Source organism: Ruixingdingia sedimenti (genome assembly GCF_031432425.1).
Classification (GTDB): Bacteria; Pseudomonadota; Alphaproteobacteria; order Rhodobacterales; family Rhodobacteraceae; genus Ruixingdingia; species Ruixingdingia sedimenti.
Genome location: NZ_JAVKPH010000022.1, coordinates 20,065 through 32,763, shown reverse-complemented (window position 1 = coordinate 32,763; position 12,699 = coordinate 20,065). Strand labels below are relative to the sequence as shown.

Here is a 12,699-nt window from a genome sequence, read left to right as displayed (position 1 = left end):
GGAGGACACCATGGAAGACCTGACCCCGCGCCGGCAGGATCTCGACCCGATCGAGATCGCCTCGCGCGATGAAATCGAGGCGCTGCAATTCCACCGCATGAAGCGGTCGCTGAAACATGCCTTCGAAAATTCCCCCTTCTACCGCAAGCGGTTCATCGAACACGATGTCCACCCCGAGGAACTGAAAACCCTCAAGGACATCGCCAAGTTCCCCTTCACCGTGAAGCAGGACCTGCGCGACACCTATCCGTTCGGCATGTTCGCCGTGCCGCAGACGAAACTGGTGCGCATCCACGGCTCGTCCGGCACCACCGGCAAGCCCACGGTGGTCGGCTATACCGCCGCCGATATCGACCATTGGGCCAACCTGATCGCGCGCTCGATCCGCGCGGCGGGCGGGCGGCCGGGCGACATCCTGCACAACGCCTATGGCTACGGCCTGTTCACCGGCGGCATCGGCGCGCATTACGGCGCCGAACGGCTCGGCTGCACCGTGGTGCCGATTTCCGGCGGCATGACGGAACGGCAGGTCACGCTGATCAACGACTTCCGCCCGCGCGTCATCATGGTCACGCCCAGCTACATGCTGTCGATCCTCGACGAATTCCGCCGTCAGGGGCTGGACCCGCGCCAGTCGTCGCTTCAGGTCGGCATCTTCGGGGCCGAGCCCTGGACCAACGCCATGCGGGCAGAGATCGAGGACGCCTTCGACATGCACGCGGTCGACATCTACGGCCTTTCCGAGGTCATGGGCCCGGGCGTGGCGCAGGAATGCGTGGAAACCAAGGACGGCCTGCACATCTGGGAGGATCACTTCTACCCCGAGATCATCGACCCGGTGACGGGCGAGGTGCTGCCCGACGGCCAGATGGGCGAACTGGTCTTCACCACGCTGACGAAAGAGGGCCTGCCGATGGTGCGCTACCGCACCCGCGACCTGACCCGCCTGCTGCCGGGCACCGCGCGGTCCATGCGCCGGATCGAAAAGATCACCGGCCGGTCCGACGACATGATCATCCTGCGCGGGGTGAACGTCTTTCCGACCCAGATCGAGGAACAGATCCTGAAATGCAGGGGCCTCGCCCCCCATTTCCAGATCGAACTGACCCGCACCGGGCGGATGGACAACATGACCGTCCATGTCGAATGCACCCCCGACCACGCCGCCGGGGACGCGCGGGCGAAATCGGCGAAGGAACTGGCGCATCACATCAAGTCGATCGTCGGCGTCTCGACCCGGGTCGAGGTCTGCGATCCCCACGCCGTCGCCCGGTCCGAAGGCAAGGCCCGCCGCGTGGTGGACAACCGCCCGAAGGAATGAAGAAATGCGGCCTGCGCGGGCGTGACAGCCGCGCGCGCAGGCGTTAAAGCGGGGCCAGGCCATCCGGCGGCTGGACGGTGGCCCCGCCCTGAGGAAAGTGACGGCAATGGCTCGGACACGGGCACAGGATTTCGAGGAAAAGCAACGCGGCATTCTGGACAATGCCGCGCAGGTCTTTGCCGAACAGGGCATGGACAAGGCGTCGATGGCGCAGATCGCCGCCCATGCGCAGGTGTCCAAGGCGCTGCTCTATCACTATTATCCCAGCAAGGACGCGCTGATCTCGGCCATCATCCTCACCCATCTGGAGGAACTGGACACCGCCGTGGAAGAGGCCGACGACCCCGCCCTGCCCCCGCACCAGCGGCTGCGGCAACTGGTCGGCGCGGTGCTGGAAACCTACCGGGGCGCCGACAACCAGCACAAGGTCCAGCTGAACGCCACCCCCGCCCTGTCAGAGGAACTGCGGGCCGAAATCCTGTCCCTGGAACGCCGCATCGTCCGCCGCTTCTCGGTCGTGCTGGACCAGATCAACCCCGGCCTGAACACCAAGGAACGCCCCCTGCTGACGCCGGTCACCATGTCGCTCTTCGGGATGATGAACTGGATGTACATGTGGTTCAAGGACGGCGGCCGCATCAGCCGCGAGGACTACGCCGACGTGGCGACGACCCTGATCCTGGAGGGGATCAAGGCGGTGCGGTGAGGGGGGTGGATCGGAGCCCAGAGCGGCCTTCTGGGCGCGGTGCAGCATCAAAGCTGACCCTCCCGTCGCGGGGAAAGTATGACAAGAGCGGACAGTTTACGGGTGGATTGTTATCCTCAAGCGTCCCATAGATGTTGCCACTTCAAGGAGGAGATCGGATTTGAGCTGGGCACTGTTCGTCGACGAATCCGGGCAGGATCAGAGGAACTCTCCGTTCGAGGTCCTCGCCGGTGTTGCCATCGAGGATCGACAGATCTGGTCTCTCATTTGTCAAATATCCGATGCCCAAAAGCATTTCTTTGGAATGCGCCTATTTGATGCGTATGGCGCTGAAGCCAAGGCCAAAGAGCTTCTCAAGAAGAAATCATATAGGCACGCCGATCAGATGGAGCCCTTCGGGAACGAAGATCGCAGGCGTCTCGCGAAAGAAATGCTCGAAGACGGCGAAAACCCGACGCGCGCTCGCCTGACCGCTCTTGCCCAAGCGAAAATCGCTTACTGCGAGTTTATATTGAACTTAACGCGCCGACATGGTGGCCGCGTTTTCGCTACGATGGTTCCGCAGGACGCGCCGAGACCCCCAAATGGCGAAGATATGCGAAAGGACTATGCCTTCTTCCTTGAACGCTATTACCATTTTCTCAACCAGTCACCTGGTGACCCCATGGGCTTTCTCGTGTTCGATGAGCTTGACAAGACCGCCAGCCATGTCCTGCTTGGCCAGATATCGCGTTACTTCCAGCGAACATCGAATGGCCGAACGCGTTCTCGGCTCATCATTCCTGAACCATTCTTCGTTCACTCAGATCTGACGCCACTTGTTCAGCTCGCAGACCTGGTCGCCTACGTCATCAGCTGGGGCCTGCGCTTGGCACGCATGCCCGCGACCACGCGCCCGGAACTCAATCCGCTCGTGGATATCGTCAGGCGGATGCGTTACCAATACCTGACCGAAGGTGGGCATGCGGTGTGGGGAATCAAGGAGATCAGAGATCTGCGTCCACAAGTCACTGATCCAAAATAAAAAAGGCAATGCAACGTTGCCATCACAAAGCCTCCACTGACCATATGGGGTCTAACGCCTTCGTATGTCAATAGGTGGGGCGCACCTGAGCAGAGCATCGAACGGCAGCTTTGTCCGCATAGCCGACCCCAACCGGCTCCCCCTACCCTTCCACCCCGAACCCCGCCCGCGCCAGCACCAGCGGGTCGTAGTCCGGCGCCGTGGCGCGGCGGCGGTCGGGTTCTGCTTCGGTCAGGGGTTCGGCGGGGGTGATCTTCCGGGCGGCCTCGATCGCCAGCCGCTGGTAGACACCCGTTCCCTGCCGTTTCCAGGCGATTTCCCCGGGCGTGAGTTCCCGCACCACCCGGGCGGGCGACCCGACCGCCAGCGAATTCGGCGGCACCTGCATCCCGGCCTTCACGAAGGCCATGGCGGCGACGATGGTGTTCTCGCCCACCACCGCCTCGTCCATCACCACGGCGTTCATGCCGACCATGGCGTTGCGCCCGATGTGGCAGCCGTGCAGCACCGCGCCATGGCCGATATGGCCCCCGGTTTCCACCACCACATCCTTGCCGGGGAAGGAATGCACCACGCAGGTTTCCTGCACGTTGCAGCCCGGCTCCAGCACGATCCGCCCGAAATCGCCGCGCAGCACGGCGCAGGGGCCGACATAGACCCCCGCCCCCACGATCACGTCGCCGATCACCACCGCCTCGGGGTGGACGAAGGCGGCCGGGTCGATCACCGGGACGATGCCGTCCCACGCATAGACCCGCGCCATCAGCCCGCCGCCTGCGCGGGCGGCCAGACCTTGGCCACCATGGTCAGCACGTCGTATTGCGCCACCACCGCGCCGTTCTGGTTCGTCACCTGGCAATCCCACCGCACCTCGCCATGGTCGGCATTGGCGCGCGGGTTGATCTCCTTGCAGGTCAGCCGCACCTGGAGCGTGTCGCCGAAATAGACCGGCGTGAGGAAGCGCAAGGAGTCGACGCCATAGTTGGCCAGCACCGGGCCGGGGTTCGGTTCCACGAACAGGCCCGCCGCGAAGGACGCGATCAGATAGCCATGCGCCACGCGGTCGTCGAAGAACGGGTTCGCCCTGGCCGCCGCCGCATCCATATGGGCGTAGAAGGTGTCGCCGGTGAAATGGGCGAAATGTTCCACATCCTCCAGCGTGACGGTGCGCTTTTCGGTGATCAGCTGGTCGCCGATCCGCAGTTCGGCCAGCGACTTGCGGAAGGGATGCACGTCATGGCGCGCCTCGGCCCCCTCGATCCAGCGCCCCGTGACCGCCGACAGAAGCCGCGGCGTGCCCTGGACGGCGGTGCGCTGCATGTAATGCTTGACGCCGCGGATGCCCCCCATTTCCTCGCCGCCGCCCGCGCGGCCGGGGCCGCCATGGACCAGCCCCGCCAGCGGCGAGCCGTGGCCGGTCGAGGTCTTGGCCGAGCCGCGGTTGCCGATCAGCACCCGGCCATGGAAGGGCGCGACACCCAGCACCACCTCTTCGGCCACGCCCGGGTCGTCGGTAAAGACCGAGGACACCAGCGACCCCTTGCCGAGCCTGGCCAGTTCCACCGCCTCGTCCAGCGTGTCGTAGGGCAGCACGGTCGAGACGGGGCCGAACGCCTCCACCTCGTGCACGGCCTGCGCCGCGAAGGGATTGCCGGCGTAAAGCAGCACGGGGTTCAGGAAGGCCCCCTTCCCGGCATCGCCAGAGGCGGTGCGCACGTCGTCGGGGTTGCCGGCCACGATCTCTGCCGCCGCTTGCAGGTCGCGGATGCGGGCGCGCACCTCGTCGCGCTGGTCGAGCGACGCGAGCGGCCCCATCCGGGTTTCCTCCGCATCCGGCAGGCCGGGCGCGGTCTTGCCCAGACGGTCGCGCAGCGCCGCGACCAGCGCGTCCACCTGCGCGCGCGGCGCGACGACGCGGCGGATGGCGGTGCATTTCTGCCCGGCCTTCGAGGTCATCTCGCGCGCGACCTCCTTCACGAACAGGTCGAACTCGGGCGTGCCCGCCACCGCATCGGGGCCGAGGATCGCGGCGTTCAGGCTGTCGGCCTCCATGGTGAAGCGGACGGAATTGGCCACGATGGCCGGATGCGCCTTCAGCTTGCGCCCCGTAGTGGCCGATCCGGTGAAGGTCACGGCGTCCTGCCCCGTCACATGGTCCAGCAGGTCGCCGACCGAACCGCAGATCAGTTGCAGCGCGCCCTCGGGCAGGATCCCGGTTTCCACGATCCGGCGCACCACCAGTTCGGTCAGATAGGCGGTCTGGGACGCGGGTTTCACCACGCAGGGCACGCCGGCCAGCAGCGTCGGCGCGATCTTTTCCAGCATCCCCCAGACGGGGAAGTTGAAGGCGTTGATATGCACCGCCACGCCTTGCAGCGGCGACAGGATGTGCTGGGCCACGAAGCTGCCGTCCTTCGACAGCACCTCGATTTCGCCGTCGGTCAGCACGCGGGTGTTGGGCAGTTCGCGCCGCCCCTTGGACGCGAAGGTCAGCATGGTGCCGATGCCGCCCTCGATATCCACCCAGCCATCCGGTCGGGTGGCGCCGGTGCGATAGCTTTCGGCGTAGAACTCTTCCTTCCGCGCCATCAGCGCGAGGCCGAGATCCTTGAGCATCCCGGCCCGGTCGTGGAACGACATCGCCCGCAGCCTGGGCCCCGCCACGCGGCGGCCATGGTCCAGCACGGCGGCGAAGTCGAGCCCGGTGGAATCGATGAAGGCCACCGGATCGCCGGTCGCGGCGTCGTGCAGCACCTGGCCTTCCTTCTGGCCGGGGGTCCAGCCGCCGCAGACATAGCTTTCAAGACGGCGCGGTTGGCGGGCCGGGGCATTCATGGGCGTTTCCTTACGTTCGTTCAAGAAGGGGCCGTTCAAGAAGGGGCGCGGGCCGGTTCACCCGCGCCCGAAGGGTCAAAGGCCGCGCGCGGCCAGTTGTTCCGCAACCAGCCCTTCCCAACGGGCCAGAAGCTGTTCGTTGGGCGTATGGCGCAGGCCGAATTTCCGCAGCGTGTCATAGCGCGACGACCCCGCCACGCCGAAACCGGCCGCGACGCGCGGGCGCCAATAGGCGACGGCGGCGCGGGCGGCCCCCTTGTCGAGCCGGCCCAGCCCTTCGAGGCCCAGTTCGGCATGGCGCGCCTCGCGCGGGGCGATCTCGCGGAACACCTCGGCCAGCGGGCCATAGGACACGCGGGTCAGTTCGGTCATCTGCACGCCGGTGGCAAGGCCCTGCAACACGTTCATCACCACCGCATCGGCCCAGCCGGTGATAGGATAGTGGAACACCGACAGCCGCATGTCGCCGCCCGCCCGCTGCGCGCCCAGATCGGCGTCGCGCGCCACCCGGGCGGCCCAGTCGTGCTGCGCCTGATAGCGGTCGGCATCGGTGCCGAAGGTTGCCATCACACCCAGCACCCGTTCGGCATGGTCGGCCTTTTCCAGCGTGATGCGGCTGGCGGCGATCCGTTCCTTGATCCCCGGCGCGAAGTTGATCGACCCCGCGAACCCGGCCGAAGCCGCCAGTTCGCTGTCCACGAAAGAGGACATCAGCCGCATCAGCTCGCCCCGATACCGGGCGGGAACGTTGCCGGGCGCGGTCAGAACACCGCCCTGGGCGAGGTAGTCCTCGATGTTCATCGTGTCAGACATGGCATCCTCACTCGTCATAGGTCACGACCACACGGTCGCTCAGCGGCGTCGCCTGGCAGGACAGGACATAGCCCGCCCGCACCTCGTAATCCTCCAGCGCGTGGTTGACGGCCATTTCGACCTCGCCCTCGATCACCTTGCAGCGGCAGGTGGAACAGACCCCGGCCTTGCAGGAATAGGGCGCGTCCATCTGCGCCGCGATGGCGGCGTCGAGGATGGATTGCCCGGTCCGCGGCATCTCGAAACTGCGGGTGGCGCCGTCCAGCGTGACGGTGGCCTGCACCCCGGTGCCGGGGGCCACGGCCACCTTCGACACCGCCCTGGCCCTTGCCCGGCCCGGCTGGCCGCTGGCGAAAAGCTCGAACTTGATCTGCGCATCGCTCAGCCCGTGGTCGCGCAGCGATGCGGCGATGGCCAGCATCATCGGCTCGGGCCCGCAGATGAAGGCGGTGTCGATCGCCGATGCGTCCAGCCAGTGCCGGAACAGCCCCTTCATCTTTTCCGCGTCGATCAGGCCGGTGAACAGGTCGATTTCCTGCCCTTCCTGTTCCAGCACATGGATCACCGAAAAGCGGCCCAGATAGAGGTTCTTCAGATCCTCCAGTTCCTCGCGGAACATGATGCTGTTGATGGTGCGGTTGGCATAGACCAGCGTGAAGCGCGACTTCGGTTCCTCGGCCAGAACCGTCTTGATGATCGACAGAAGCGGCGTGATGCCCGACCCGCCGGCAAAGCCGAGGTACTGCCGTTCCGCCCCGGGTTCGATGGGGGTGAAAAACTTGCCCATCGGCGGCATCGCCTCGATCTCGTCGCCGGGGCCGAGGTTCTCGTTCGCCCAGGTGGAAAAGGCGCCGCCGTCCACCCGCTTGATGCCGACGCGCAGCGCGCCCTCGCCCTTGCCGGCGCAGATCGAATAGCTGCGGCGCAGTTCCTCGCCATCGAAATCGCGGCGGAAGGTCAGGTACTGCCCTTGGGTGAAATCGAACAGCGCCCGGTCCTCGTCCCGGGGCGCCAGCGTGACCACCACGGCGTCCCGCGTCTCGCGGCGCACGTCGGTGACTTTCAACGGATGGAAGCGTGCCATGTGGGTGTCCTCCGCATCCTCAGATGCATTTGAAATAGTCGAAGGGTTCCAGACAGTCCTTGCAGCGGTAGCTGGCCTTGCAGGGGGTGGACCCGAACTGGCTGATCTTTTCCGTATGGGTCGATCCGCAGCGCGGGCAGGCGATCACCAGGTTCGAGGTGCCCGCCAGCCGCGAGATGCGCCCCGCCAGCCGCCCGTCCGCCGCCGTGCCGTCGACGGGGGGCGCGATACCATAGGCGCGCAGTTTTTCCCGCCCCTCGGGCGTGATCCAGTCGGTGGTCCAGGGCGGCGAAAGCTGCCGTTCCAGCCGCAGTTTCCCGATGCCGTGCCCGCGCAGCGCCGTTTCGATGTCGAGGTTGATGATGCTGGTCGCAGGGCAGCCCGAATAGGTGGGCGTCACCGTCACGACCAGCGTGTCCTCGTCCCAGGCGACATTGCGGATGATCCCCAGATCGGTCAGGGAAATCACCGGGATCTCGGGGTCCGGCACCTCGGACAGCCAGCGCCAGACCTGATCCAGATCGGGGTGGGTCGCGCCTTGCATGGGCCTACCAGGTCGCGCCGGGATAGGCGCGTTGCAGGAACTGCATCTCGGCCAGGATGAAGCCGAGGTGTTCGGAATGAACGCCCGTCTTGCCGCCCTTGTGCTGATAGGTCTCGCCCGGATGGGTCAGCGTCGCCTCGGCCAGAACCTCGCGCACGGTGCGGTCCCAGCCGGCCTGCAGGCTGCCCGGCAGGGGGGCGATGCCCGCCTCGGCCATGGCGCGGTCCACGGCGTCGTCCATGAACAGCTCGCCCGTATAGGGGTAAAGGGTGTTCAGCGCCTTCTGCATCCGGGCCTGGCTTTCCGCCGTGCCGTCGCCCAGCCGGATCACCAGATCGGCCGACCGTTCCAGATGATAGGCCACTTCCTTTTCCGCCTTGGCCGCGATTTCCGCCACGCGCGGGTCCGACGACCCCTTCAGCGCGCGCAGCAGTTCGATATGGAAGGCGTCGAACAGGAACTGGCGCATCAGCGTCTGGCCGAAATCGCCGTTCGGGCGTTCCACCAGCAGCACGTTGCGCAGCGCCGCCGCATCGCGCAGATAGGCCATGTTGTCGGCCGTGCGCCCCTGCCCCTCGACCTCGGCGGCAAGGCCCAGCCACAGCTGGCACTGGCCGATCAGGTCCAGCGCCTGGTTGGCCAGCGCGATGTCCTCTTCCAGCACGGGCGAATGCCCGCACCATTCGGACACCCGGTGCCCCAGGATCAGCGCATTGTCGCCGACCCTTTGCAGCCAGTCCACATAGGTGGCCCGGTCGACCGATTGCACCGCCGCGCCCATCACATATGCCCCACTTCGGCCGGGATGTCGAAGAAGGTCGGATGGCGGTAGACCTTGGAGTTCGAGGGCTCGAACAGCGGGCCCTTCTCCGAAGGCGACGAGGCGGTGATGTCGTTCGACCGCACCGCCCAGATCGAGACACCCTCGTTGCGGCGGGTGTAGACGTCACGCGCGTTGCGGATCGCCATTTCGGCGTCGGGCGCGTGCAGCGACCCGACATGGCGGTGATTGAGGCCGTGCTGGCCGCGGATGAAGATTTCCCACAGGGGCCATTCGCTGGACATGTCTTGCTTCCTCCCGGAATGCTGGATGCGGGGTGCGGGCGCCTCTCCCTTTGCGGCGCCCGCAGGGGTCATTCGGCGGCCACGCGGGCGGCGCGGCGGCGCGCCTCGGCCTTTTCGGCATGGGCCATCAGGCCGTCGCGGAACCATGCGCCGTCCTCCCACGCCTTGACGCGGGCCTCCATGCGTTCGGCGTTGCAGGGGCCGTTGCCGGCGATGACGGCGAAGAATTCGGACCAGTCGGGCTCGCTGAAATCCCAGCCGCCCTTTTCCTCGTTCCATTTCAGGTCCGGGTCGGGGACGGTCAGGCCCAGGTAATGCGCCTGCGGCACGGTCTGGTCCACGAACTTCTGGCGCAGTTCGTCATTGGTGTTGATCTTGATCTTCCACTGCATCGACTGCGCGGAATGGACCGAATCCTTGTCCGACGGCCCGAACATCATCAGCGAGGGATACCAGAAGCGGTTCAGCGCGTCCTGCGCCATCGCCTTCTGTTCCGGCGTGCCCGCGGCCATCTTCATCATGATGTCGTAGCCCTGCCGCTGGTGGAAGCTTTCTTCCTTGCAGATGCGGATCATCGCGCGGGAATAGGGGCCGTAGGACGTGCGTTGCAGCGGCACCTGGTTCATGATCGCCGCGCCGTCGACCAGCCAGCCGACCGCGCCGATATCGGCCCAGTTCAGCGTCGGATAGTTGAAGATCGAGGAATATTTCATCTTCCCCGCATGCAGCGCGTCCAGCAACTCGTCGCGCGAGACGCCGAGCGTTTCCGCCGCGCTGTAAAGATAGAGCCCGTGCCCCGCCTCGTCCTGCACCTTGGCCAGCAGGATCGCCTTGCGTTCCAGCGTGGGGGCGCGGGTGATCCAGTTGCCTTCGGGCAGCTGGCCCACGATCTCGGAATGCGCATGCTGGCCGATCTGCCGGATCAGCGTCTTGCGATAGCCCTCGGGCATCCATTCCTTCGGCTCGATCTTCTCGCCCCGGTCGATCCGCTCCTGAAAGGCGATCTCTTCCGGCGTCATCTCCTCGCGCGACTTCGCGCCTTCGGATTTCACTAGCTGGGCATACATGGCTGAACCTCCCGTTTCAGACGCGTTCGATGATCATCGCGATGCCCTGCCCCACACCGATGCACATGGTGCACAGCGCATAGCGCCCGCCGCTGCGGTGAAGCTGGTACATCGCGGTCGTCACAAGCCTTGCCCCCGACATGCCGAGGGGATGGCCGATGGCGATGGCGCCACCGTTGGGGTTCACGCGGGGGTCGTCATCCGCCAGCCCCAGTTCGCGCAGCACCGCCAGCCCCTGGGCCGCGAAGGCCTCGTTCAATTCTATCACATCCATCCGGTCGAGCGTGAGCCCCGCCCGGGCCAGAACCTTGCGGGTCGCCGGAACCGGGCCGATGCCCATGATCCGGGGTTCCACCCCCGCCGCCGCCATGGCGACGATGCGTGCCCGGGGGGTCAGCCCCTGCGCCGGCGCCGCCTCGGCCGACAGGATCGCCAGCGCCGCCGCGCCGTCGTTCACGCCGGAGGCGTTTCCGGCCGTCACCGAAAGATCCGGCCCGTTCACGCCCTTCAGCCGGGCCAGCTGTTCCACCGTCGTGCCGGGGCGCGGATGTTCGTCGGTATCGACGACGATCGGCTCGCCCTTCTTCTGCGGGATCGTCACCGGCACGATCTCGTCCCGGAACAGGCCCGCCGCCTGCGCCGCCGCCCACCGTTCCTGGCTACGCACCGCGAAAGCATCCTGATCGGCGCGCGAGATGTTGAAATCCGCCGCCACGTTGTCGGCGGTCTGCGGCATGGAATCCACGCCGAACAGCTTTTTCATCAAGGGGTTGATGAAGCGCCAGCCGATGGTGGTGTCATAGACCGCGTTGGCGCGGGAAAACGCGCTGTCGGCCTTGGGCATCACGAAGGGCGCGCGGGTCATGCTTTCGACGCCGCCCGCGATCACGAAATCGCAGTCGCCCGCCCGGATCGCCCGCGCCGCCATGCCGACCGCATCCATGCCCGACCCGCAGAGCCGGTTCACCGTGGTGCCCGGCACGCCGATCGGCATCCCCGCCAGCAGCACCGCCATGCGGCCCACGTTGCGGTTGTCCTCGCCCGCCTGGTTGGCGGAACCGTAGATCAGGTCATCCACCGCCGACCAGTCCACGCCCGGGTTGCGCGCCATCAGCGCCTTCAGCGGCAGCGCCGCCAGATCGTCGGCACGAACCTGGGCCAATGCCCCGCCGTAACGCCCCACCGGCGTTCTGACCGCGTCGCAGATGAATGCCTCGCGCATCCGGTCCCCCTTCATCCTGTTTGCTGGCGGACGGCGATTCTCCCAATTCACCGACCGATTGGTCGATTTATACGCCTCGAATCATCACATGAAAAGAAAAAGTTTCGTAATCCCGTGATGTTTTGGGGTGCACGGAAATACAGGATAAAAATCAACGTCATAGGCTACAGAAGGCCCGCCAGGCGCGCCTCGGTTTCGGGCGTGCGGGCCGGAAGGAAGCCATCGACCCCCTCGAACCGGGCGGCGATATGGCGCTCTGCCCCGGGCGACAGGCGCCGGTAAAGCCGGCGGAACAGGTCCCGCGCGGCATGGCCCTGCCAGCCGGGGGGCAGCGCGGCCTGCGGCAGGCGCGGGTCGCGCAGCATCACGTTGCGATAGACATGGACCAGCAGCAGCCGCGCCACCAGCGCATCGGTATCCGACAGCCGCCCGGCCTCCAGCGCGCCGAAACGGTCCAGCATCCCGCGATAGCCCGCCTGAAGCGCCGACAGGTCCCAGAACCCCGCCAGCCGCCCGGCGTCCTCCGGGTCGGGGGCGTGAAAGACCAGCGCCCCCGGGGGCGGCGGCTGGCCCCGGTCGGGGCGGATGAACACCGGCCCGCCCATATGGCCCATGCGCATGTGGCGCGCCGCATCCTCGGACAGCCCCGGCGCATGCAGGATCTGCCAGCCGCGCGGCGGGATGTCGGGGGCATAGAGCAGCGCCGCCGCCTCTTCGAACTCGCGCCGGGCCGAGGCGTCCAGCCGGTAATAGCTGCGCCGCCCCGCCCGTTCGCCCGTCAGCCGCTGCGCCGCCACAAGCCGCGACACGGCGGTGCGCACCAGCGATTCATTGATGCCGACGCGGCCGCAGATCTCGATCAGCGTGCCGGTCCACAGCACCCCCCCGCGCGGCACCACGACATCGCCATAGACCGTGACGATGAACGAGGCCGAATGCAGGCCCAGCCCGCGCAGCAGATCTTCGATCACATCCGTTTCCAGCATCGTTGAACCGCGATTTCCGTGCCGCACGCACC

13 protein-coding genes are annotated in these 12,699 nt (G+C 66.5%); 3 read left to right on the top strand and 10 right to left on the bottom strand.

The genetic code is table 11. The features are described 5' to 3' along the window. The first annotated feature begins 10 nt into the window (after nucleotides 1–10). The 3 genes from paaK (at nucleotide 11) to RGD00_RS16280 (ending at nucleotide 3,051) form a co-directional block, all read left to right on the top strand. On the top strand, nucleotides 11–1,321 hold the full coding sequence (paaK, locus tag RGD00_RS16290; protein ID WP_310458348.1) for a phenylacetate--CoA ligase PaaK: 1,311 nt from the start codon (nucleotides 11–13) through the stop codon (nucleotides 1,319–1,321). A 106-nt stretch (nucleotides 1,322–1,427) separates the two neighbouring features. After that, complete coding sequence (locus RGD00_RS16285; RefSeq protein ID WP_310458347.1) at nucleotides 1,428–2,027, top strand: TetR/AcrR family transcriptional regulator; 600 nt, start codon at nucleotides 1,428–1,430, stop codon at nucleotides 2,025–2,027. Nucleotides 2,028–2,187: 160 nt separating this feature from the next. Further along, complete coding sequence (locus tag RGD00_RS16280) at nucleotides 2,188–3,051, top strand: DUF3800 domain-containing protein (RefSeq protein WP_310458346.1); 864 nt, start codon at nucleotides 2,188–2,190, stop codon at nucleotides 3,049–3,051. Between the two features lie 142 nt (nucleotides 3,052–3,193). Here the strand turns inward: RGD00_RS16280 and RGD00_RS16275 are convergent, their stop codons facing one another. The 10 genes from RGD00_RS16275 to RGD00_RS16230 all read right to left on the bottom strand — a co-directional run bounded on the left by RGD00_RS16275 (nucleotide 3,194) and on the right by RGD00_RS16230 (nucleotide 12,667). Beyond that, entirely contained in the window at nucleotides 3,194–3,814 is a 621-nt protein-coding gene (locus tag RGD00_RS16275) for an acyltransferase (protein WP_310458345.1), read from the bottom strand. Then, complete coding sequence (gene paaZ, locus RGD00_RS16270; protein ID WP_310458344.1) at nucleotides 3,814–5,886, bottom strand: phenylacetic acid degradation bifunctional protein PaaZ; 2,073 nt, start codon at nucleotides 5,884–5,886, stop codon at nucleotides 3,814–3,816. The genes RGD00_RS16275 and paaZ overlap by 1 nt, the downstream gene beginning before the upstream one ends. A 75-nt stretch (nucleotides 5,887–5,961) precedes the next feature. Further along, the gene (locus RGD00_RS16265; protein ID WP_310458343.1) at nucleotides 5,962–6,699 is read right to left on the bottom strand and encodes a Phenylacetic acid catabolic protein; all 738 of its coding nucleotides are present in this window, start codon (nucleotides 6,697–6,699) and stop codon (nucleotides 5,962–5,964) included. A gap of 7 nt (nucleotides 6,700–6,706) precedes the next feature. Then, a complete protein-coding gene (paaE, locus tag RGD00_RS16260; RefSeq protein WP_310458342.1) occupies nucleotides 6,707–7,783 on the bottom strand; it encodes a 1,2-phenylacetyl-CoA epoxidase subunit PaaE in 1,077 nt (358 codons plus the stop codon). A gap of 19 nt (nucleotides 7,784–7,802) precedes the next feature. Next, complete coding sequence (paaD, locus tag RGD00_RS16255) at nucleotides 7,803–8,327, bottom strand: 1,2-phenylacetyl-CoA epoxidase subunit PaaD (RefSeq protein ID WP_310458341.1); 525 nt, start codon at nucleotides 8,325–8,327, stop codon at nucleotides 7,803–7,805. A 4-nt stretch (nucleotides 8,328–8,331) separates the two neighbouring features. Then, nucleotides 8,332–9,108 carry a 1,2-phenylacetyl-CoA epoxidase subunit PaaC gene (gene paaC, locus RGD00_RS16250; protein ID WP_310458340.1) on the bottom strand — a complete coding sequence of 259 codons (777 nt, stop codon included), beginning with the start codon at nucleotides 9,106–9,108 and terminating at the stop codon, nucleotides 8,332–8,334. Beyond that, entirely contained in the window at nucleotides 9,108–9,392 is a 285-nt protein-coding gene (paaB, locus tag RGD00_RS16245) for a 1,2-phenylacetyl-CoA epoxidase subunit PaaB (protein WP_310458339.1), read from the bottom strand. Before paaB ends, paaC begins: the two co-directional genes overlap by 1 nt. 68 nt (nucleotides 9,393–9,460) lie before the next feature. Then, nucleotides 9,461–10,459 carry a 1,2-phenylacetyl-CoA epoxidase subunit PaaA gene (paaA, locus tag RGD00_RS16240; RefSeq protein ID WP_310458338.1) on the bottom strand — a complete coding sequence of 333 codons (999 nt, stop codon included), beginning with the start codon at nucleotides 10,457–10,459 and terminating at the stop codon, nucleotides 9,461–9,463. A 16-nt stretch (nucleotides 10,460–10,475) separates the two neighbouring features. Continuing rightward, on the bottom strand, nucleotides 10,476–11,681 hold the full coding sequence (pcaF, locus tag RGD00_RS16235) for a 3-oxoadipyl-CoA thiolase (RefSeq protein WP_310458337.1): 1,206 nt from the start codon (nucleotides 11,679–11,681) through the stop codon (nucleotides 10,476–10,478). Nucleotides 11,682–11,845: 164 nt separating this feature from the next. Then, complete coding sequence (locus RGD00_RS16230) at nucleotides 11,846–12,667, bottom strand: PaaX family transcriptional regulator C-terminal domain-containing protein (protein WP_310458336.1); 822 nt, start codon at nucleotides 12,665–12,667, stop codon at nucleotides 11,846–11,848. Between the last annotated feature and the right edge of the window lie 32 nt (nucleotides 12,668–12,699).